Source organism: Streptosporangium sp. CA-115845 (genome assembly GCF_050943795.1).
Lineage (GTDB): Bacteria > Actinomycetota > Actinomycetes > Streptosporangiales > Streptosporangiaceae > Streptosporangium.
In genome coordinates this window covers 8036314-8058841 of record NZ_CP191988.1, presented here as the reverse complement: position 1 = coordinate 8058841, position 22528 = coordinate 8036314, and the positions used below count along the sequence as shown (strand labels likewise).

The 22528-nt window shown below is 69.6% G+C and carries 12 protein-coding genes; 4 read left to right on the top strand and 8 right to left on the bottom strand.

Annotated features, from left to right (window positions below; all coding sequences use genetic code 11):
• Window positions 1-3 precede the first annotated feature (3 nt).
• The 7 genes from ACQP0P_RS38510 to ACQP0P_RS38480 form a co-directional block, all read right to left on the bottom strand.
• Window positions 4-771 carry an ABC transporter permease gene (locus ACQP0P_RS38510; protein ID WP_433365269.1) on the bottom strand — a complete coding sequence of 256 codons (768 nt, stop codon included), beginning with the start codon at window positions 769-771 and terminating at the stop codon, window positions 4-6.
• Window positions 735-1535 carry an ABC transporter ATP-binding protein gene (locus ACQP0P_RS38505; protein ID WP_433365266.1) on the bottom strand — a complete coding sequence of 267 codons (801 nt, stop codon included), beginning with the start codon at window positions 1533-1535 and terminating at the stop codon, window positions 735-737. Before ACQP0P_RS38505 ends, ACQP0P_RS38510 begins: the two co-directional genes overlap by 37 nt.
• On the bottom strand, window positions 1532-2548 hold the full coding sequence (locus tag ACQP0P_RS38500; protein ID WP_433365264.1) for an ABC transporter substrate-binding protein: 1017 nt from the start codon (window positions 2546-2548) through the stop codon (window positions 1532-1534). The genes ACQP0P_RS38505 and ACQP0P_RS38500 overlap by 4 nt, the downstream gene beginning before the upstream one ends.
• A gap of 46 nt (window positions 2549-2594) precedes the next feature.
• Entirely contained in the window at window positions 2595-3329 is a 735-nt protein-coding gene (locus ACQP0P_RS38495) for a GntR family transcriptional regulator (protein WP_433365261.1), read from the bottom strand.
• Between the two features lie 595 nt (window positions 3330-3924).
• Entirely contained in the window at window positions 3925-4263 is a 339-nt protein-coding gene (locus ACQP0P_RS38490) for a hypothetical protein (RefSeq protein ID WP_433365258.1), read from the bottom strand.
• 565 nt (window positions 4264-4828) lie between these two features.
• The gene (locus ACQP0P_RS38485) at window positions 4829-5611 is read right to left on the bottom strand and encodes a PqqD family protein (protein ID WP_433365255.1); all 783 of its coding nucleotides are present in this window, start codon (window positions 5609-5611) and stop codon (window positions 4829-4831) included.
• Window positions 5611-6438: a DUF692 domain-containing protein gene (locus ACQP0P_RS38480; RefSeq protein ID WP_433365253.1), complete on the bottom strand. Its 828-nt coding sequence runs from the start codon at window positions 6436-6438 to the stop codon at window positions 5611-5613. Before ACQP0P_RS38480 ends, ACQP0P_RS38485 begins: the two co-directional genes overlap by 1 nt.
• A 455-nt stretch (window positions 6439-6893) precedes the next feature.
• Between ACQP0P_RS38480 and ACQP0P_RS38475 the strand changes: the two genes are divergently transcribed.
• The 3 genes from ACQP0P_RS38475 to ACQP0P_RS38465 all read left to right on the top strand — a co-directional run bounded on the left by ACQP0P_RS38475 (window position 6894) and on the right by ACQP0P_RS38465 (window position 18172).
• On the top strand, window positions 6894-7286 hold the full coding sequence (locus ACQP0P_RS38475) for a VOC family protein (protein WP_433365250.1): 393 nt from the start codon (window positions 6894-6896) through the stop codon (window positions 7284-7286).
• A gap of 340 nt (window positions 7287-7626) precedes the next feature.
• Complete coding sequence (locus tag ACQP0P_RS38470) at window positions 7627-10941, top strand: LamG domain-containing protein (RefSeq protein ID WP_433365247.1); 3315 nt, start codon at window positions 7627-7629, stop codon at window positions 10939-10941.
• Between the two features lie 280 nt (window positions 10942-11221).
• The gene (locus ACQP0P_RS38465; protein WP_433365244.1) at window positions 11222-18172 is read left to right on the top strand and encodes a polymorphic toxin-type HINT domain-containing protein; all 6951 of its coding nucleotides are present in this window, start codon (window positions 11222-11224) and stop codon (window positions 18170-18172) included.
• A 224-nt stretch (window positions 18173-18396) separates the two neighbouring features.
• Here ACQP0P_RS38465 and ACQP0P_RS38460 read toward each other — a convergent pair whose 3' ends face one another.
• Window positions 18397-21447 (bottom strand): AfsR/SARP family transcriptional regulator, encoded by a 3051-nt coding sequence (locus ACQP0P_RS38460; RefSeq protein WP_433365242.1) that lies wholly within the window; start codon window positions 21445-21447, stop codon window positions 18397-18399.
• Window positions 21448-21842: 395 nt separating this feature from the next.
• Between ACQP0P_RS38460 and ACQP0P_RS38455 the strand changes: the two genes are divergently transcribed.
• Window positions 21843-22496, top strand: coding sequence for a response regulator transcription factor (locus tag ACQP0P_RS38455; protein ID WP_433365239.1), 654 nt, complete (start codon window positions 21843-21845; stop codon window positions 22494-22496).
• Window positions 22497-22528 lie beyond the last annotated feature (32 nt).

The following is a 22528-nucleotide window of genomic DNA, read 5'->3' as shown; positions in this document are numbered from 1 at the left end:
ACATCAGTAGCCGCCCGCCGAGAAGAGGTAGCGGCGCAGGAACGTCGAGCCGATGCGCTTCCAGAGCCGGTCGACGATGAAGCCGAGGATTCCGAAGCACAGGATGCCGACGAAGATCTGGTCGGTCCGGAAGTAGGTACGCGCGTTCCAGATGAGGAAGCCGATGCCGTTCTGGGTGGCGAGCGCCTCGGCCGCCACGATCACCAGGAAGGCGTTGGCGAGCGCGAGCCGCATGCCGGTGAAGATGTGCGGGACGGTGGCCGGGAACACCACCGCCCGCAACAGGGTGAATCTGCCGGCGCCCATGCTGCGCGCCGCGTTGAGCTTGTCGGCGTGCACCGAGGCGGCGCCGCTGGCGGTGTTCACCATCACGATGAACGCCGCCGAGTAGGCGACCAGGTTGACCTTGGAGGCCTCCCCGATGCCGAACCAGAGGATGAAGACCGACACCAGCGCGAGCGCGGGTACGAACCGGAAGAAGTGAATGAACGGATCGACGACGGCCCGGGCGACCCGCGAGGTCCCGGCGAGGATGCCGAGCGGGATCGCGATCACCGATCCGAGGATCCAGCCCAGGAAGACCCGCTGCAGGCTGATCAGGATCGCGCTGCCGAGCGTGCCGTTCGTGATGAGCTCGACGGCGGCGTCGGCCACCGTGGTGGGCGGCGGGAACAGCGTCGGGTCGGTGTTCAGGGTCGCCAGCTGCCACAGGACGACGAACACCACCACGGCGGCTACCGAGTAGAGGGCGGAACGCCTGCCTCCGACCACAGCTTGTTCACCTCCTCCCCGATGTCGATCTCGACCTGGCGGGCGAGCTCGACGAATCCCGGGGAGAACTCGTCGCGCGGGTAGGGCAGGTCGACCTGGTACATGCTCTTGATCCCCGACTGGGGCGGCGCGGACATCACCGCGATGCGCTGGCCGAGCAGTACGGCCTCGCGGATGTCGTGGGTCACGTAGATCACCGTCCGCACCTCCTCCCGCCACAGGCGCGACACCTCCTGCTGGAGGAGCTTGCGGGTCTGGGCGTCCAGGGCGGCGAAGGGCTCGTCCATCAGCACGATCCCCGGCGAGACCGCCAGCACCCGGGCGATCTGCACCCGCTGCTTCATGCAGCCGGACAGCTCGTGCGGATACTTGCCCGCCGCGTTCTGCAGCCCGACCTTACGCAGGAAGTCGTCGGCGACGGCCGAGCGCTCGTCACGCGGACGCCCCTGCATGCGCAGGCCGAACTCGACGTTCTGCTTGGCGGTGAGCCACTCCATCAGCGGCACGTCGACGTTCTGGAAGATCATCGCCCGGTCCGCGCCGGGCCGGGTGACCGGCCCCTCGGGCGTGCGGACCTCGCCCTCCGTCGCGTCGGCGATGCCCGCGATCAGGCGGAGCAGCGTCGACTTGCCGCACCCGCTGGGACCGACGATCACGAAGAACTCGCCGGCGTCGACGGTCAGGTCCAGATGCCGCAGGACCCAGTCCCCGCGGCCTCCGGTGAAGTTGATGCCGATGTCGCGGAACGAGACGGCCTCGTTCACTTGTCGACCTCGACCTTTTCTCCGACCACGGCCCGCATGGCGGTGAGGTCGACGATCTGCGAGACGTCGGTGACGCCGGTGAGCTTGCCGAGGTCGACCAGGTACTTCTGCAGGTTGACCAGCTGCTCCATCTGGTCCTTGCTGAGCCCGAGCTCGTAGCCCTGGCCGGGGATGCCGGTCTCCAGCGCCTTGACGTCACCCTTGGTGCCCGCCGCGACGATCCGCGCGGCCTCGGCCGGGTCGGCGACGACCAGGTCGGTGGCCTTCTGGTACGCCCGCAGCACGCCCTCGACGGCGGCGGGGTTCTTGGCCACGAAGTCGGCACCGCCGACCAGGAAGATCGACTGCACCTGGCGTACCGACTTGTCGTCGGTCATGATCGTGATGTTGGGGTCGGCGGTCGCCTGCTCGACGCCGTTCGCCCAGATCCAGGCCGCGTCGAGTTGGCCGGTCTTCAGCGCGCCGACGATCTCGAACAGGCCGGGCATCGACATGAGCGTGACGTCGCTCTGCGCGATGCCCTGCTGCTCCAGGTACTTCATGGTCACGTACGCCTCCAGGGTGCCGTCGACGTAACCGATCCGCTTGCCGACGAGGCCCTTGGCGTCGGAGATCCCCTTCGTCACGGCCAGCTTGTGGAAGCCCGGTGCCGGGGAGGCGATCGCGCCCAGGATCCGCAGCCGGTCGGAGGCGGCGCTCAGCGCGGCGAAGTCCAGCGCGGGCGCCAGGTCGGCCTGACCGGAGACGACGGCCTTTACCCCGTCGATGCCCTCCTGGTACATCTGCGACTCCACCTGGATCTTCTCCTCGGTGAAGTACCCCTTCTCCTGGGCCACCCACATCTGGGTGCCGAGCAGGAAGTTGTTCGTGGCGATGCGGACCGTCGCCGGCGCCGCGCTCGCCCCGGTGCCGCCGTCGGTGGCGGGGGTGGTGCTACCACCGCAGGCCGCAAGCGCGAACAGTGCGATGGCTCCGATAGCTACCGAAAACGGGTGAAAACGCCTCGTGGACATGAGGACTCCGTGGATCTTGAAGGTGAATCGTGAAAGCGGAGGGCGGTCAGGTGCGCGTCGTACGGACGAATCTCAGTCGGACCGTGTCCGTCCGGTAGTGAATGTCGCTGAAGATCACTGGGTGCCCGGTCTCGCTGTAGCTGGACTGCACGGCGCGGAGCAGGGGAGTGCCGGGGGCCACCTTCAACAGGGTGGCGATCTCGCCGCTCGCTCCCGCGGCCTCCATCTGGACCTCCATCCGGATGACCCGGGTCCGTCCCATCCCCGACAGCAGGGTCAGCAGATCGACGTTCACATCGGTCAGCGGGGTGAGGTCGAGCTCGCGCCCGTTGAGCCGGGCGGGCACGTAGTCGCGCAGGAAGACCGCCGGGGTCTCGTCCACGTCGAAGACCCGGTCGACCCGCCACACGGTGGCCACTCCGTCCAGCGCGAGGGCCTGGGCGACCTCGGCGTCGGCGTCGACCCGCTCAACCCGGCCGTAGGACACCGTCGGCTCGTGCCCGGCCGAGCGGATCGCGTCCCGGATCGGGATGATCGAGCTGGAGCCGATCACGACGGGCTCGGAGCTGTCGGCCACGAACGTGCCCACACCCCACCGCCTGACCAGCAGGCCCTCACTCCACAGCAGCCAGAGCGCCTCACGCAGGGTGGTGCGGCTCACGCCCCAGCGGTCGGCCAGGTCCTTCTCCGAGGGGAGCTGCGCACCCGGCTGCAGGTCGTCCGCGATGAAGACACGCAGCTCGGCCGCCACCTTGGCCGCCAGGTTCTCCCGGATGACCACATCGTTCCCTTCGCCAGACGTCCAGAGGTCCAACCTCTGCAGGCATATATATAGGGAAATCTAACTAAATGCAATGAGATGTTCACTTGAGTGAGTAAATGATCTATGTTGACCGTTTTGTATGGCTTCACGAAGAAGATCCGGAAAGGCTGGCGCATCATCGATCCTGGCAGAGGGAGCGAAGATCGACGGTGTCCCTGATACGGCGACGAGCAGTCCGAACACGCCGATCCGCGGCACCGCACCCACGAACGGGCGCGGGAAGATCATCTGTGCCGATGGCGGTCCTCGGCGGGTCGGTCCAGGCATGCCCCGACGGGGCCCGCCCTCTCCTCCGCGTGATCGCGGTCCGCGGGCGGTACGGCCGGCGTGGCCGTGCCGTGAGGGTCGCCGGTCTCCGTTTCGTGCTCGCGTGCATCGGGGCGAACGGCCCTTTGGCCAGGGGGATTTCGCGAGCGACGGCAGAGTACGCGAACAGCGGAGCTCCAGCCCGTGAAAGTCCTTGGGCTGGAGCTCCGCTTCTTCGTTCACGGCCGGTCCGACCGATGGGACGCGTTTGACCGCGCGGTTCTGCCGTCCGGTGTGCTGTTCGTGGTTATCGGCAGAACCTGTCGTAGCCGTCGTCGTAGCCGTCCAGCCAGCCTCTGTCGTAGTCACTTATTCTTAGTGCGAGGCCGGGCAGTTCTCCTGATTTGGCCCGTGGCCTTGAGCAGTCCTGGCCGGCGGCCCGGTAGCCGTCCCGGTAGCCGTTCCAGTACCCCCCTCTCGGGTCCCTGGCCGGTGGGGTCGGCTCCGTCACCCTGGCCGGCAGGGTGCTCACCGTCGGTGACGCGGGGTCCGGCGCGGCCGAGGCGGGTGAGATCGAGACCGGTCCGAGGGCCAGGACCGCGAGAAGCGCCGGACCGAGAACCATCAGTTGTCGCTTGCCGTACATGGGTTCCTCCTCTGAATGGCCGCGAGTGTGAATCACTTGGCGGCCATGGGCACCAGGCACGATATAAGGCGAACCGTTTACGGCAAGGGATCTGATTGCTCGCTTTCTCATTCTTGAAGTAGGTATGGGCGAAGCCAATTTTCCCGCGATTTCTGTTTGTTCCGGCGGCTTCCGGGAAACCGCGTACTGGCCTCGGCCACGAGATCTCCCCGGATGTGAACCGGCCGGCCACGGCAACGGGAAGAGGAGCGGGGTTGTCGACGCCCCGCTCCTCTTCTAGCCGTTGCCATGGTTATGGCTAATGACCACATCGGCTGCAGGAGCTCCCACCACAGTGGTCCGGTGCCTGGTCGGAGGTGAGATCGACGATGGGCTCGAACATGAATGTTTGATCGGTGGTGACATCGACCGGTGTCTCTGTGCTCATGGGCTTCCTCTCACAGGGTGACCCACTGTGGGCGGGCCACAGCTCGACGACCCGTTGCCGGGCCGATTTCCGCGCCGTTCGAGTGACCTCGGCGAGGTCGGCGCGGAGTCTGATGGGGATGGCCCTCGGGGAGCCGCCTCAGTAACGGTCAGGGGTGAGGTTCAGCACGCCGGCCGCCGCGAACCGGGTGAGCATGCCGGTGACCTGGTCGGGGTCGGCGCCGGAGTCGGCGCCGACCGCCGCGATCACCTCCGCGACGTTCCGGGTGCCGTCGCAGCGGCTCAGCAGGGCGGCGGTGGCGTCGTTGATCCGGTAGACCCGGACGGCCGGCTCACCCCACTGGCGTTGCAGCAGGATCGACGTGCGCCGGGCGGGCAGTCGCGCGGGCGGCACCTCGGCGGTGACGTCGTGATCGAAGGAGGCGGTCCGGACGGTGGGGGAGACGCTGAGCATCCCACGTACCGGTCCGTCCGGCGCGAGGACCGGTTCTCCGGCTGCCTGGGCGGCCCGCCGGTCACCGGCGAGTCGTCCGCACAGCAGTTCGTAGCGGGCGAAGTCGACCAGTGGCGCCGGCACCCGGCCGCCGATCCACGCCACCAGTTGCCCGGCCTCCCCGGACTCCGACGGGTCGCCCGGTCGCGGCCGGCGAACGGTGGCGGCGGCGAACCCGTCCAGTAGCTCCGGGCAGTGGGCCTTCAGCTCGGCGACGGTGGCGGGCAGGCAGGCCGTCACCTTCTGTACCAGCTTGCTGCGGACGCTCTCGCCGGTGACCCGGAATCCCGCGGGGGAGGCGCCTACCAGCATGGCCAGCTCGGCGTCGCTCAGCCCGTAACGGCGCCGCAGCCGGGCGGGATCCGCACGCAGCGTCGCCAGCTCGGCCTCGCGGGTCAGCACCGCGGCCAGGGCCTCCAGCAGGCCCATCAGACGCTCCCCGCCAGGAGGGTCCGGGCCCGGTCGATCTCCGCCAGCAGCTCGTACGGATCCTCGGGGAAGTTCCGGTCCCGTTCCACCAGGGTGGCCTGAACGGTGGTGCGGCCCACCAGTTCGGCCAGCAGATCCCACACCCGGGGCGGTACCGGTTCACCATGGGTGTCGAGGGACAGTTCGCCGCCGTCGGTGTCCTCACCGCCCGCCAGGTGCACCTGCGCCACCCGCTCCACCGGGATGGTGCCGAGGAACTCCAGCGGATCGAAATGGTGATTGCGGGCGTTGATGTCGAGATTGGTCAGGTCCAGTAGCAGATGACACTCGCAGTTCTCCATCACCTCGGCGATGAACTGCGCCTCGCTGAGCGGGCCGGCCAGATCCACGTAGTAGGTGATGTTCTCCAGCAGGAACGGTGCTCCCACCGCGTCCTGCACCTGCTGCGCCCGGCGTCCCAGCCGGCGCGCCGTCTCCCGGGTGCGGGGCAGCGGCACGAGCACTCCGAGCGCCACCTGGTCGGTCCGGGTGAAACAGAGATGGTCGCTGAACCACGGCGCGTCGATCTCGGCCACCAGGCTTGCCAGCGCCTCAAGGTAGTCTCCGTCGACTTCACGGCTCGACCCGATGGACATCTCCACCCCGTGCGGCACGATCGGGAACCGGGTGGCCAGCTCGCGCAACCGTGCCAGCCTGTCAGCCGGGGCGAACAGGAAGTGCTCAGTGATTACTTCCAACCAGTCGATCCGGTCGGCGTGCTGGTCGATCATCTCTGCCAGCTCGGCCCGGTAACCCAGGCCTGAGCCCAGCTCGCGCAGTTCGAACACCGTGCACCCCCAAGATCCGGCGTGTGTCGCCATCCAGGGATCTCGCGTTGCCAGTACGTTGTCAGTACTCCGTCGGTACTCCCGGATAATTCCCGAGCCCGTTCCCGCCACACTCTCTCGGCAGACAAATGCTGAATTATGCTGAAAAAAGCGGATATGCGTAGAAATGTGGAAAACGTTGGTGATGAGTTGCCGGTGGCTGCGAAGATCCAACCTTCGAAAGATCTTGGATATGCGGGCCGGGGAGCCCTTCCCCCTTTCCACGCGGGAAGGTGCCTCGTGAGGTGGCCGCATCGAACCCGCCATCCGGTGCTCGTCGCCGCGGCGCCTGCTCTGCGCGGATTTTTGGTTCCGGCCGTTGACCTCTGACACCGAACCATGGTCAGACTTTAGAGTGTGGCTTTGACAATTTCATATCCGCGCCGGCGCCTCCGCCGGCCGGGAAGGGGTGACCGATGACGGCTCTGGGCGGATTCCACCATGTCAAACTGCCGGTCTCGGACGTGCGCAAGAGCATCGAGTGGTACGGGCGGGTGCTCGGCCTTGACGTGGCGATCGAGTTCGCCGAGGCGGGCGTGCTGCGCGGCGTGGCGCTGCGCGACCGGGACGGCACCCTCATGCTGGCGCTGCGCGAGGAGCCCCGGCTGGCCGGGGAACTGCGGGGGTTCGACCCCGTCGCGCTCGGCGTGCCGACCTACGACGCGCTGGTGGAGTGGTCGGATCACCTCGACGCCGTCGGCGCGGCCCACTCCGGGATCGCCGAGGCCAGCATCGGATGGCTGATCAGCGGGGTGACCGACCCCGACGGCATCGAGATCCGCCTCTACACCCTGCAGAAACGCGGGTGAACCGCACGACCCGCCGCCTCTGCCCTGGCCGCCGGGAACGCGGGCTCTCGTCCGCGACCACCGGCGGCCTGGACATGACCGGCGCTCCCGGCCACCGCATCACCGCGAGCTAGCCGGGCACTTCGTCGGTGCCCGGCTCGTCCCACGCCCACCGCGGGACGAGGTGAAACCCTCGTGAAACCGACGATCTTTATCTTGACCTCAACCAGCATCGGCGCCGTCGGGGGACGGTGTCCACATTGCACGTGAGGTGAAGTTGACTGTCCGTGTTCGGTTTCCGAAACATGCCACCGGGGGGCGACAGGGGCCGTGGCTCGCAGCCGCGCTGACCGTACCCACAGTGGTGGCCTCATTACTCGTCGGCCTCTCGCACCCCGCGGTGGCCGACCCCGACCCCGGCCCCTCTCCCGCTCCCGTGGTCGACGAGGGCGCCAATGCGCTGGCGAAGGCCAGGGAGACCGGGCAGCCGGTCGAGATCCTGTCCCAGCGCTCGGAGATCCAGCAGGTGTTCGCCGAGCCCGACGGCAACCAGCGACTGGTCGTCTCGGCCCGGCCCACCCGGGTGAAGAAGGGCTCGACCTGGGTCGACGCGGAATCGGAACTGGTGGTCCGCAAGGACGGCTCGCTGGGGCCGAAGGCCGCGACCCTCGATCTGGCGTTCTCCGGCGGGGGCAGCGGGCCGATGGTCCGGATCGTCAAGGACGGTGCCTCGCTCTCCTACACCTGGCCGGCCCCGCTGCCGACGCCCTCGATCGAGGGCAACAAGGCCACCTACGCCGAGGTGATCCCCGGCATCGACCTGGTGCTCTCGGCCGACGTCGAGGGCTTCTCCCAGGTACTGGTGGTGAAGAGCGCCCAGGCGGCGAGCCGGCCGGAGCTGGCCGAGCTGCGGGTGGCCACCGAGGTCGGCGGGGGCACGCTGAACCTCGACAAGACCGGCAACCTCACGCTGGTCGCCACCGACGGCACGGTGGCGTTCCACGGTAACGCCCCGCAGATGTGGGACTCCTCGGGATCGGGGGAGGAGAGCGGTGACCGGCTCGCCGGGCCGCGTACCGGCGACGCGATCGGGGAGATGACCGCCCGGCTGGACGGCGGCACCCTGGTCCTCACCCCCGATCAGGAGTTCCTGCGGACCCCCGGCCTGACCTTCCCGCTCTACGTCGACCCGCCGATGCACGGCGCCAGCCGGCTGGCCTTCGCCTACGTCTCCAAGCACTTCAGCACCACGAAGTACTACGGCACCACCGACGTGGCCAAGGTGGGCTACTACAACGATCCGACGGTGCCGAGCGGTCCCACCGTCGACACCTACCGGTCGTTCTTCCGGATGAACACCGCGCCGGTGAACGGCAAGCACATCATCAAGGCCACCTTCCGCACCTACGAGACGCACTCGTGGTCGTGCACGGCCCGGGCGGTGGACCTCTGGCTGACCGGCGCGATCGGCACCGGTACGACCTGGTCGGCACAGCCGTCCTGGACACGCAAGATCAGTTCGGCGAACGTGGCCAAGGGCTACAACTCCAACTGCGCCGCGGGCGGCGTCGACTTCGACGCGACCTCGGCGGTGGTCGAGGCGGCGAGCAAGAAGTGGAGCAACCTCACCCTCGGTCTGCGCGCCGCGAGCGAGTCCGACAAGCTCGGCTGGAAGAAGTTCCGCAACAACCCCACCATCGAGATCACCTACAACACCACGCCGAATGTGCCCGACCAGCTCTCCACCGAGGTGGGCGCCAGCTCGGCGGTGTCGTGCGCGACCGGGACGGCCACCCCGTACGTGACGACGCTGACCCCGACGCTGCGGGCCAGGGTGAGTGACGCCGACGCGGCCAAGGGACAGACCGTGCGTGCCCACTTCGAGTGGCACGTGACCGGTGGAGCGAAGATCGGCGAACGCTACACCGCCTATGTCGCGTCGGGAACGCCGGTCACCGCGCCCATCCCGTCCGGCGTGTTCGCCGATGGCGCCAACATCAGCTGGCGGGTACGCGCTCAGGACGGCGTCGCCACCAGCGGCACCAGTGCCTGGTCGGGGTGGTGTTCGATGATCATCGACCGTACCCGGCCGTCCAGCGCGCCCACGGTGGCCTCCACCGACTACCCCGAGACACCGGACGGACAGGACCCGATCCCCTCGGGCGGCGTCGGCCGGATGGGCGTCTTCAGGCTCACCCCCGGGCCGGTCACCGACATCGGCGGCTACCGCTACGCGCTCAACAACGACGACCCGGGCTCGGCGACATCGGTGACGGCCGCCGCGGACGGCACGGCGACGGTCAAGGTGACCCCACCGCGTGACCTGCTCAACGTCCTGTACGTGTGGAGCCGCGACAAGGCGGGCAACATCGGCCCGTACAAGCGGTACGAGTTCAGCGTACGCGCCGGGACGTCCCCGGTGGGGCACTGGAAGCTGGACGAGACCACCGGAACCCAGGCGAACGACTCCTCGAGCAACGCCTATCACGCCTCGGTGACGCTCGGCGCCGCCTGGAAGCCGGGCCGGGTCTCCGGCGGAGTGTGGCTCAACGGTATCGCCCAGGTGACGCCGCAGAAGCCCGACGCGATCGTCCGCACCGACGCGAACTTCAGCGTCGCGGCCTGGGTGAAGCTCTTCAACAAGGACGGCGGCAACCAGACCGTGATCAGCCAGGACGGTGTCAACCGCAGCGCCTTCCTCCTGCAGTACAGCAAGGGGCTGGACCGCTGGGCGATGGTCATGACCTCGGCGGACACCGCGGGCGCCGTCACCTACCCCATGGCGACCTCCAACGCGTCGCCGCAGATCGGGGTCTGGACGCACCTGGCCGGTTCCTTCGACGCCGCCACCGGCGGGCTGACGCTGTTCGTCGACGGGCGGCAGCAGACGGCCACGGGTGTCCAGGCCACCCCGTGGCACGGGGCCGGCCAGTTCACCATCGGCAGGGCAATGGGCACCTCGGACCGGTTCGGGGGCGGCGTCGACGACGTCCGTGTCTGGGACCGGGGGGTCTACCGGCAGGAGGTCGCCGGCCTGGCGAGCCACCCGGCGGCCCCGGAGGGGCACTGGCGGCTCGACGAGACCTCCGGGACCGTCGCCGCCGACTCCTCGGGCAAGGACAGGCCGGCCACCGCGTCCGGCGCCTACACCTGGTCGGAGGGGTGGATCGGCGGAGCGGCCGACTTCGCGGGCACCACCGGTCAGCTGGTCACCGCCGAGCCGGTGGTGCGCACCGACAGGTCCTTCACCGTCGCCGCCTGGCTGAAGCTCACCGACAAGGCCGACTACCGCACCGCGGTCAGCCAGGACGGTGTCAACCGCAGCGCCTTCTACCTCCAGTACGACAAGGCGCAGGACCGCTGGCGGTTCAACATGCCGACAGCCGACACCAACGACACCAACTGGACCGGACCCTTCTCCCTCAACCCCGCCCAGCTGAACACGTGGACGCACCTGGTCGGTGTCTACGACCACGCGAACAACGAGCTCAGGCTCTACGTCGACGGGAACCGGGAGAGCGCGACGACGTTCACCACGCCCTGGAACGGCACCGGGCCGCTGGCCATCGGCAGGGCGATCAAGGGTGTGAACCGCTGGGCCGGAGGGATCGACGACGTGCGCGTCTACACCGGCGTGCTCACCGACGACCAGATCTACGACCTGGCCCTGCAGTAGTCCCCGTCCCCGGACGGTAGGAGAGGGCACCGGCTCTCTCCTACGGCGATCCCCTTCTCCCGCACCGCCGGGGAGGGCGCCCAGGTGGGCGTGCTCTCCGGCGGTGAGATCCACATGACCCGGTCTACCCCGGTCATCCCGTCTCCGTGTGTGCTGCCGGGGAGCGCCCGTATGGACGCGCTCTCCGGCACTGAGATCCCGCGAGCCGGCTTCGCGGCCATCCTGTTTCCGTACCGCCGGAGTGGGCGCACGCGCGTCCGCTCCGGCACCGGAGGTCATCATGAGTTCCCCCCTGTTACATCCTTATTCATCCAGATCCCGACCTCGACGTCGCAGCGTCCGGCGGATCACGATCCTCACGCTCGGTTCCATCACCGCCACCTACCTCTTCGCCCTCCCGGCGTCGGCGATCACCGACCGCTGGGACCCCCCCAAGCCGCAGTCGGACCACCTGGTCGAGGGCACGCCGATCCCGCTGAAGGACAGACCGGCCGACCCCGCCGAGCAGCGGGCGATGAAGGAGGCCACCGAGGTCGCCTGGCCGAAGGCGGCCGAGGCGACGGTCGAGCTGCCGGCATCCGGAACCGCAGGCGTCACCGGGACCGGGAACGGACGCTCCGTCCTGGTCGCGCTCCCCGGCCTGCCGGTACGGGTCGGCCCGGTGACCACCGGAGCATCGGCGAAGGCTCCGGAGGCCACACCGACCACCGGGGCGCCGTCGGCGTCGGACGCCACCCCGGCCGCGGACCCGCCGCGGCGGGTCCGGGTGGAGGTGCTGGACCCGCCGGGTAAGGAGGTGGCGGACGCCGCCGAGGTACGGCTCCGGGTGATCCGCGCAGACGACGCCGCGCAGCCCGCGCCGGTGGCGCTGGAGGTCGACTACTCGGCCTTCCGGCACGCCTACGGCGGTGACTGGGCGGCCCGCCTGCGCCTGGTCGAGCTGCCCGGCTGCGCCCTCACCCAGACCCCGGGCACCGGGGACTGCCCGGCACCCCAGCCGGTGCCGACCGCGAACGACACCGGACGGGGCGCGCTCACCGCCGATGTCACCGCCGTGGCCTCCACGGGAGCGGTCGCGGGAAGCGCCGCCGGCGCGGGACTGTACGCACTGGCCGCGGCCCCCTCGGGAAGCACCGGGAACTTCACCGCCAGTACGCTTTCGCCCACCGCGAAATGGCAGGTGAGTGCCCAGACCGGGGACTTCTCCTGGTCGTACCCGCTGCGCTCGCCGCCGTCGCCTGGCGGCCCGTCGCCGCAACTCGCCCTGACCTATTCGGCCGGCGGCGTGGACGGACGTACCGCGTCCACCAACAACCAGCCGAGCTGGGTGGGAGAGGGCTTCGACTTCACTCCGGCCGGCTTCGTCGAGCGCAAGTACAAGTCGTGCAACGACGACGGGGTGACCCCGAAGACCGGCGAGCAGTGCTGGGCCGGGGAGAACGCGACCATGATGCTCGGGGGCAGCTCCACGGAGCTGGTGCGCGACTCGACCAGTGGTGATTGGCGGCCGAAGAACGACGACGGCTCGCGGGTCGAGAAGCTCACCGGGACGACCAACGGCGACAACGACGGAGAGCACTGGAAGATCACGTCGCTGGACGGCACGCAGTACTTCTTCGGCCTGAACCGGCTGCCCGGCTGGACGACGGGAAAGGAGGTGACCGGATCGGCCTGGACGGTGCCGGTGTTCGGCAACAACACCGACGAACCCTGCAAGAAGGCGACGTTCGCCGACTCCTGGTGCCAGCAGGCATACCGGTGGAACCTCGACCACGTGATCGACACGCACGGCAACACGATGAGCTACTTCTACACGCCCGAGATCAACCACTACGGACGTAACATCAAAGCCGCTGACGAGACGCCGTACACCGCGGGCGGCTACCTGCGGCGCGTCGAGTACGGCCAGCGTGCCGGGGCCGTCTACTCGACATCCGCCACCGGGCGCGTCCTGTTCACCGTCGCGGAGCGGTGCCTGCCCACCTCGTCGTTCGACTGCGCGCCGGCGAAGCTCACCACGGCCAACGCCAAGTACTGGCCGGACGTGCCGGCGGACCAGCTCTGCGCCGCCGGGGCCGACTGTGAGAACTACTCGCCCACGTTCTTCACCCGCAAGCGGCTCACGAAGGTCACCACTCAGGTGCTGAAGGGCACGACGTACGGCGACGTCGACTCCTGGACGCTGACGCAGACCTTCCCCACACCGAGCGACAACATGAGCGCCGCGCTGTGGCTGGAGAAAATCCAGCACACCGGGCACGTGGGGGGCTCGGCGAGCACCCCCGCGGTGGACTTCGACGGCGTCGACATGCCCAACCGGGTCGACGGGCTCGAAGGCATCGCGCCGATGATGAAGTGGCGCATCCGCAGTGTGAACAACGAGACCGGCGGACGGCTCACGGTCAACTACGCCGAGCCGGAGTGCAGGCGCGGTGCCCTTCCCGAGCCGCACGCCAACGGCAAGCGCTGCTTCCCCACCTACTGGGCGCCGGAAGGGGCCACCGACCCCTACCTGGACTGGTTCCACAAGTATCCGGCCGTCCAGGTGCTGGAGTCCGACCTGACCGGCGGTTCGCCGACGGTGCGGACCGACTATTCCTATCTGGGCAGTCCCGCCTGGGCCTACGACGACCAGGAGCTGGTGCCGGCGGCGCGGCGTACCTGGTCGCAGTGGCGCGGCTACGAGCGGGTCCAGGTGTCCAGGGGTGAGAGCACCGACCGGCGGACGGCGACCGAGCACCTGTTCTTCCGGGGCATGCACGGTGACAAGCAGCCCACCGGCAAGCGCACCGCGCAGGTCACCGACTCCGAGGGAACGAAGGTCGACGACCACTGGCGGCTGAACGGCTTCGAGAGGGAGACCCGCTATCTGAACGGGCCCGGCGGGGCAGAGCAGTCGGGCACCATCAACGATCCGTGGTTGCACGGCCCGACCGCCGAGGGCGGCGGTGACCAGGCGTACAAGCTGGACACCGCGAAGGTGCGCAGCCGCACGAAGCTGAGCACCGGAATCTGGCGGCGCACCGAGACACAGCGTTCGTACGACGCGAGCGGCTCCGTCACCCAGATCAACGACCTGGGCGACATCGCCACCGCCACCGACGATCAGTGCACCCGCTACACGTACTCGCCCAACAGCACGGCGTGGATCCTGGGCCTGCCCAGCCGTACCGAGACGGTCTCGGTGGCCTGCTCGGCGACCCCGGTCAGGCCCGCCGACGTGCTCGGCGACGCGAGGATGTTCTACGACGGCGGCGCGCACGGTGTCGCGCCGACCAAGGGCGACCTGACCATGGTGGAGGAGCTGGACTCCTACTCCGGCGCCCAGCCACAGTACGTGGCGATCTCACGCAACGTCTTCGACGACTACGGGCGGGTGACCGAGAGCTACGACGCGGCCGGGGCCAAGACCGTCACCGCCTACACGCCGGAGACCGGCGGGCTGGTGACGGAGGTGACGACCACCAACCCGCTCGGTCACGTCGAGATCACCACGCTGGCCCCCGAACGGGGGGCGATGACCGCGCAGCAGGACGCGAACGGCCGCAGGACCGATCTGGCCTACGACCCGCTGGGCCGGCTGACGAAGGTCTGGCTACCGGGCCGGACGACGGACCAGACGCCCAACGGCGAGTTCTCCTACAACGTGCGCACCAACGGGCCGGTCGCGGTCACCACCAAGACGCTGCGCAACGACGGGACCCAGACCGTGGGTCACGAGCTGTACGACGGGCTGCTGCGGCTGCGCCAGACGCAGCTGCCCGCGCACGGCGGCGGCCGGCTGCTCAGCGACACCGTCTACAACACGCTCGGCCAGGCCGCCAAGAAGAACGACATCTACACCAACGCCGATCCGCCCAGCACGAACCTGCTGGGCGTGGCCGACAGCGCGGTGCCGGCGCAGACCGTGTTCGACTACGACGGGCTGGGCCGCGAGGTCAGCACCGCGCTGAAGGTGATGGGCGTCGAGAAGAAGCGGACCACCACCACCTACGCCGCGGACCGGGTGGATGTGGACCCGCCCAAGGGGGCGACACCGACCACATCGATCCTGGACGCGGCCGGCCGGACGGTGGAGCTGCGCCAGTACAAGGGCGAGAGTCCCACCGGCGAGTACGACGCCACCCGGTACACCTACGGCAAGAACGGGATGGAGGCGACGGTCACCGACCCCGCGGGGAACGTCTGGCGCACCTCCTACGACCTGCGCAACCGGGTGACCAGGACGGAGGACCCGGACAAGGGGACCACCACCTACGCCTACGACCAGCTCGGCCGGCTGACCTCCAGTACCGACGCCGCGGGCCGCACCCTGGCCCACGCCTACGACGTGCTGGGCCGCCGGACCGCCGTCCACCAGGAAACGCTGACGGGTGACAAGCTGGCCGACTGGACCTACGACACGCTGGCCGACGGCACGTCGGTGAAGGGTCTGGGGGTCGCCTCCACCCGCTACTCCGGCGGGCAGGCCTACACCACCAGGGCGGACGCCTACGACACCGCCTACCGGCCGACCTCGGCGAGCTACGTGATCCCCGCCACCGAGGGCAAGCTGGCCGGGACCTACACCTTCAAGATGCGCTACAACCTCGACGGCACCACGCAGTCGGTGACCTACCCCCAGACCGGGAACCTGGCGGCCGAGACCGTCCGCACCACCTACACCGATCTCGGGATGCCGCTGGAGACCAGGTCGTCCCTCGCCACCTACGTGCAGGACACGCTGTACAGCAAGCGCGGCGAGCCGTTGCAGGAGCGCTGGGGCGCCGAGGGTTCCACGGTGCTGCACGACTACACCTACGAGGAGGGCACCCGGCGGGTGGTGCGCCGGATCACCGACCGGCAGACCGCCATCCAGGTACGCCAGGCCGACGTCGCCTACGCCTACGACGAGTCGGGGAACATTCTCAAGATCGCCGACACGCCGCCGGCAGGTAACGCGCCGTCGGACGTGCAGTGCTTCACCTACGACCACCTGCGGCGGCTGTCGAAGGCGTGGACCGCCACCGACGGCTGCGCGGCGTCCACGCCCAGCGCCGGTGTGGTCGGCGGCGCGTCGCCGTACTGGCACTCCTACACCTACGACAAGACCGGCGGGCGGCTTACCGCGACCAGGCACGCGGTGGGTACGGCCACCGCCGACACCACGAGCACCTACTCCTACCCGGCCGCGGGCCAGCCGCGCCCGCACACGCTCCAGCAGGTCAGCACGTCGGGCCCGTCGGGCACCCGGCTCGACACCTACTCCTACGACGCCACCGGCAACCTGACCACGCGCAAGCTGGGTTCGGCCGAGCAGAAGCTGGAATGGGACTCCGAGGGACACCTGACGAAGGTGACCGAGGCGGGGCAGAGCACCTCGTTCCTCTACGACGCCGACGGCACCCGGCTGATCCGCCGAGAGCCGGTGGCCACCACGCTCTACCTGGGCGCCGTGGAGTTGCGCCTGGCGACCGGGGCCACCGCGACCACCGCCACCCGTTACTACGGCCACGGCAACGAGATGGTCGCGGCCAGGACCAACGACCAGAAGCTCACCTGGCTGGTGCCCGACCACAACGGCACCGGTCAGCTGGCGGTGGAGGCCGCCTCGCTCCAGGTGACCCGCAGGCAGTTCGACCCCTTCGGCAACCCTCGGGGCGCACAACCCGCCTCGTGGCCGTCGGAACAGGGATTCATCGGTGGTACCCGTGACGCGACCACCGGGCTCACCCATCTGGGGGCGCGCGAGTACGACCCGTCGATCGGCCGGTTCGTCTCGGTCGACCCGATCATGGATCCGAGCGACCCGCAGAACCTCAACGGCTACGCCTACAGCAACAACAGCCCGATCACCTTCAGCGACCCGACCGGGTTGAAGGAGCTCTGCGGACACTATCCCGGAGAGTGCGACGACGACCCCCCCAGCAGTGGCGGTGGCGGTGGCAACGGCAACGGCGGCGGAGGCGGCAAGCCCCCGCCGCCGCCTCCGCCGGCCGGACCCAGCAAGGGCGACCAGGACCACGCCAAGAAGACGGTCAAGAAGACCTGGGTGGATGTCGCGATCGAAGTCGGCGGCGAGGCGATCAAGGACATCATCGGCTACACCGACGTCCGTGACTGCATCCAGGGCAACATCGGCTCCTGCGCGATGGCGGTCGTGGGAGTCGTGCCGTGGGGCAAGGCCGCCAAGACCCTCAAGGCGGCGATCCGGGCGGGCAAGGCGGTCATCCACTGGTTCGAGCGGGTCAAGTGGGCCCGGCGGGTGCTGCGCGAGGCCGACGAGGCCGCGGCGGCCACCGCCAAGTACCAGGACGACCTGGCCAAGTGGAAGAAGGCACAGGAGGCGGCAGGAGCGAGCAAGACACCCGGCGCGGGGCCGGCCGGACCCGGACCGGGCCCCAGGAAACCAGGAGGCCCCACCAAGGCGCCGGACCAGGTGACCGTGCGCAACCGCGGCCCGAGCTGCAACAGCTTCGTGCCCGGCACCACCGTGCTGATGGCCGACGGCTCCCGTGTCCCGATCGAGGAGGTGCGGATCGGGGACGAGGTGCTGGCCACCGACCCCGAGACCGGGCGGACCTCGGCCAGGCCGGTGGTGGCGACGATCGTCGGCGAGGGCGACAAACACCTCGTCGAGGTCACCGTCGACACCGACGGCTCACGCGGAGACGCCGTCGGCACAGTGGTCGCCACCGACAACCACCCGTTCTGGGTGGACGATCGCGGGCAGTGGATCGACGCCGCCGATCTCAAGACCGGCGACAGCCTGCTCACCCCGGACGGTGACCGCCTGACCGTCGTCGCCCTGCACCGGCGCGACGCCCACCAGCGGGTCCACAACCTCACCGTCGACGCCGTGCACACCTACCACGTCACCGCGGGTGGCGTCGACCTTCTCGTCCACAACATGAACACCGACCCGTGCGCCCCCGGCGACGGTGGCGGCAAGAAAGGCGGCAAGGGCGGCGGTAACGGCGGTGGTAACAGCGGTGACCCCGCCGTGTCCGGGGGATCGTCGGGGACCCCCTACAGCAGCCTGCCCGGCGGCCGGGTGTCACCTGACAATCACGTCGCCGGCACCGGCCAAAGGCCCTACAACGAGCTGGACTCCAAGGACGTTCGGGAGTTCAAGCCGCCGTTTGTCTGGGTGAAGGCGCCGGAGGGGGCCACCAGGGGAGTACGGGCCAAGTTCCTCGTGGGCAACGTCTTCAATGCTGTTCGATACATCGCCAACCTGATCGCCCCCTGAGGCATCGGAGAAATTTCGAAAAGCCGAAAAAGTAACAGGTAACCGATTGTCCGGATAGCCAGCGCAAACCGTTCACAAAAAGAATCGAAACGCCACCGGTGACGTCGGCGGTGGTGCCTGGGACGCGGGTCGTCCCGGTGCCACCGCCGTGTCCCGGCCGTACGGGCGCGGGGGCCCGCTGCGACAGCCACTGGATGGAATACGGCCGCACCGGCGGTAAATGATCAGCACGGCATGGGTGGCCGGGCTCGGGGCTCGTCGAGGGCGTGAAGCGCCTCCCTGGCCCGGCCACACCAGACCGGCAGGCCGATCTCGGTGAACGCCTGGACGGCCTGGCCCAGCAGTGCCCTGGCCGATTCCAGGTCGTCTCGCCCCGCGGCCACCCGGCCGCCCGCCAGCCTGGCGCGGGCGACCAGGAACGGCTCGCCGACCTCGGTGGCGATGCGCAGAGCGGATCGCAGCCGGGCGGTGGCGCCGTCGAGGTCGCCGGCCAGCAGCCGGGCCTCGCCGATTCCGAGCAGCCCGTACGCCTCGCCGATTCGGTCCCCGGCCACCAGGGTCGTCGTGCGCACCCGCCGGTAGGCGATCTCGGCCTGCTCCGCGAGGCCCTGCCGCAGGTACAGGGCACCCGTCCGGTTGAGGATCTGGGCGACTCCCCGCAGGTCGCTCAGCGCGAGGTAGACGGCCAGCGCCGTCTCCAGCAGCAAGGTCGCCGGCTCGGGGCGGCCGTGCTCGATGTGGATCTGGGCGATGCTGCCGAGCACGTGAGCCTCGGCATGCAGGTCACCGACCTCGCGGAGCATCCGCAGCGCCCGCCGGTAGCGGCGCAGCGCCGTCCCGGCCCGTCCCTCCACCCGCTCGATCAGTGCGGCGTTGCACAGGGTCAGCGCCTGGCCGTGCCGGTCGTTCACCGTCTCGAAGAGCGACAGCGCGACGTCGAAGTGGGGCTGGGCGGCGGTGTAGCACTGCCGGAACAACTCAAGCGTGCCCAGCGCGTAGCGCATCGCCGCCTCGCCACGCGGGTCGCCCACCCGCAGGGCCACCGACAGCGCGGTCTCGCAGGTGTGCCGCCAGTCGTCGAAGTACCCCTGCGCCTCGAACAGCGTGATCGCCGTCATCGCCAGGTCCCAGCAGGTCTCGCTCAGGTCGAGCCGGGCCGCGGCGTCCACGGCCGCCACCAGGCCGAGCCGTTCGCTGCGCAGCCAGGCGGCCGGGTCGGCGAGCAGCCGGCGGGAGGTGGCCGGCCCGCAGTCCCAGCGCGGTCCGCCGCCGTGCAGCACCGTGTAGTCGCCGCCGTACTGCCGCCGATGTGCCTGTTCGGCGAGCGACAGGTAGGCCCCGGTCAGCCGGGTCAGCGCCGCGTCGGTGGCGCCTGGCGGCTCGTCGGCCACGCCGCGTTCCCTGGCGTGCAGTCGTACCAGGTCGTGGACGCGGTAGCGGGGCTCACCGATGCCGTCCACTCCCGCGTACTCGACGAGTTGCGCCTCCAGCAGAGCCTCCAGCACGTCCTCGGCGTCGTGCGGCTCGGCGTCGAGGAGCACGGCGGCGATCCAGCCGGCGAAGTCGGGGGTCTCCAGCAGCCCGAGGCGGCGGAACAGGACACGGCAGGTCTCGCTGAGCCCGGAATAGCCGAGGGCGAGGCCCGCCCGCACCGACAGGGCCCCGTAGGTGAGCTCGTCGAGCCGGTTGTGCTCGGCGGCGAGCCGGGAGACGAGCCGCTCGACGGTCCAGTGCGGCCGTGCCGCCAGCCGTGCCCCGGCGATCCGGAGCGCCAGGGGCAGCCGTCCGCAGAGCTCGGCCAGTTGCTCGGCGGTGGCGCCACCGGCGTTCATCTCGCTGCGGCCGGTGATCGTGCTCAGCAGCTCGACGGCGGCGGTACTCTCCAGAACTCCGAGGACAAACCGGTGCGTACTTGGCAGCGCGGGCAGTGCTGTCAGCGCGGAACGGCTCGTGACCAGCACCGCGCACCCGCCCCCGGAGGGAAGGAGCGGCTCGATCTGGGACTCGTCGGCCACGTCGTCCAGCAGCACCAGGACGCGCCGGCCGGAGAGATGGGCGCGGAACACCTCGGCGCGTTCGTCCAGGCCGTCCGGGATGGTGGTACCCGGCAGGCCGAGCGCGCGCAGGAACCGGCCGAGTGCGTGCGCCGGTGTGACCGGCCCGGTTTCGGCGCCGCGCAGGTTCACATACAGCTGCCCGTCGGGGAACTCGCCCCGCACCTCGTGCGCGGCCCGTACGGCCAGCGCGCTCTTGCCGACTCCCGGCATGCCGGAGACGGCGCAGATCACCGGTGCGAGGGGGAGTTCGGACAGGGTGAAGGCGGGGGCGGCTTTCGCAGTGGCGACCGCCGACGTGGAGGTGGCGGTGAGCGCCGGTGGGGTGACGCGACCGCGCAGGATCGTGGTGAGCCGGCGCAACTCGTCGTCGCGTCCGGTGAGATCGCTCACCGGTGCGGGGAGCAGGAAGGGAGCCGGAGCCGGCGGGGCGGCCGCGGGCCTTCCCCCCGCCGGCTCCGTTCTCCGGTGGGAGTCCAGGCCGATCTGAACATCCCCGCGCAGGATGGCCTGCTGTAGCACGTGCAGCTGCGGCCCCGGTTCCACCCCCAGCTCCTCTGCCAGGACGGCGCGGGTCTGCCGGTAGATCCTCAGCGCCTCCGTACGCCGGCCGGCCCGGTATGTCGCCACCATCAGCCGGGCGACCACGCGCTCGGCCAGCGGGTCCTCGGCGACCATCGAGACCAGCTCGGGAATGATCTCGGTGTGCCTGCCCAGTGCCAGGTCGATGTCGATGCGTTCGAGCAGCACCCGCTTGCGGTCCTGCTCCAGCTGCTCGGCCGCCGCGGCCAGCGGCGCCACGTCGTCCAGGCCCGAGAAGGCGCGGCCGCACCACAGTCCGAGCGCCTCCCCCAGCAGCCGGTGCGCCGTCTCCGGATCCCTCAGGTTCAGGAACTCCTTGGCGCGGGTGGTCAAGTCGGTGAAGTGCCAGGCGTCCACCTCCCCGGTCTGTGCGGACAGGGCGTAACCCGAGCGGTCGTGCCGGATCCGCTCGGGATCGTCCAGCGTCCTGCGCAGCCGATGCACGAGCACCTGCAGATTCTTTCCCGAGCGTGCCTCAAGCCGCTCTCTCCACATCGCGTCGATCAGCGCCTCGGGCGCGATCGTGCGCCCCTGCGCGCAGATGAGCAGTGCCAGCAACTGCTCCTGCCTGCGGGAGGACAGTTGTACCGGATGACCGTCGACGACGAGCGCCACGTCGCCGAGTACCTGGAACCTCATCGAAGCTCCCAAACGGTGCGTGGATCTTCGGAGCCGGTGTGAACCGTGCCACATCCGGAACGGCGTGTCGCACCTGCTTCCGGTGAGAATAGCTTGGATGATCATGGCGTGATAGGGCGAGTGATCCACCTGATACCGGGCGGGGTCCGGATGGATACCGTGCTGTCGACGGGCTCGGCGCTTCACGCCGTCGGCAGCAGGATGCCGGTGACGAGCAGAGCCGCGACCTTGGCGGTCTCAAGGACGACGTAGGCGTGGTGGCCCCGTGCAGCGGGCAGATCACCGCGGCCTGGGTCTCGACCAACTCGACGAACGGGCAGTGCCGCAGCCCGATCTGCCGCGGGTGGCGCGGGCGTTAACGCCGTTGTTATCGGCGGTCGGATACGACTTCGAGCATGCGGATACTGGTGGTGGAGGACGAGCGGGATCTGGCCGACCTGGTGGCCATGGGGCTGCGGCGGCACGCGATGGCGGTCGACGTGGTCTACGACGGCGAGGCCGCGGTGGAACGGCTGGCCGTCAACGACTACGACGTGCTGGTGCTGGACCGGGACCTGCCCGGGATACCCGGCGACGTGATCTGCCGGGACCTGGTGCGGGCCGGGGCACGTACCCGCATCCTGATGCTGACCGCGGCCGCGTCGGTGCCCGAACGGGTCGCCGGGCTGGGGCTGGGCGCCGACGACTACCTGCCCAAACCCTTCGACTACACCGAACTGGTGGCGCGGGTGCGGGCCCTGGGACGGCGCAGCCAGGCGCCGCTGCCACCGGTGCTGGAACGACACGGGATCGTGCTGGACCCCCAGCGAATGCAGGTCTCCCGCGACGGCCGCTTCCTGAGGCTGTCGCTGAAGGAGTACGCGGTGATCGAGGTGCTGATGCGGGCGAACGGGAGCGTGGTGAGCGCCGAGACACTGCTGGAGTCGGCCTGGGACGAGCACGTCGACCCGTTCACCACCGTGGTGCGCGTCATCATCAGCCGGTTGCGCGCCAAGCTCGGCGACCCGCCGTGCATCAGGACCGTACCGGGCGCCGGGTACCTGCTGTGACCCGGCGTACGGCCTGGGAACGTGCGGCGCAT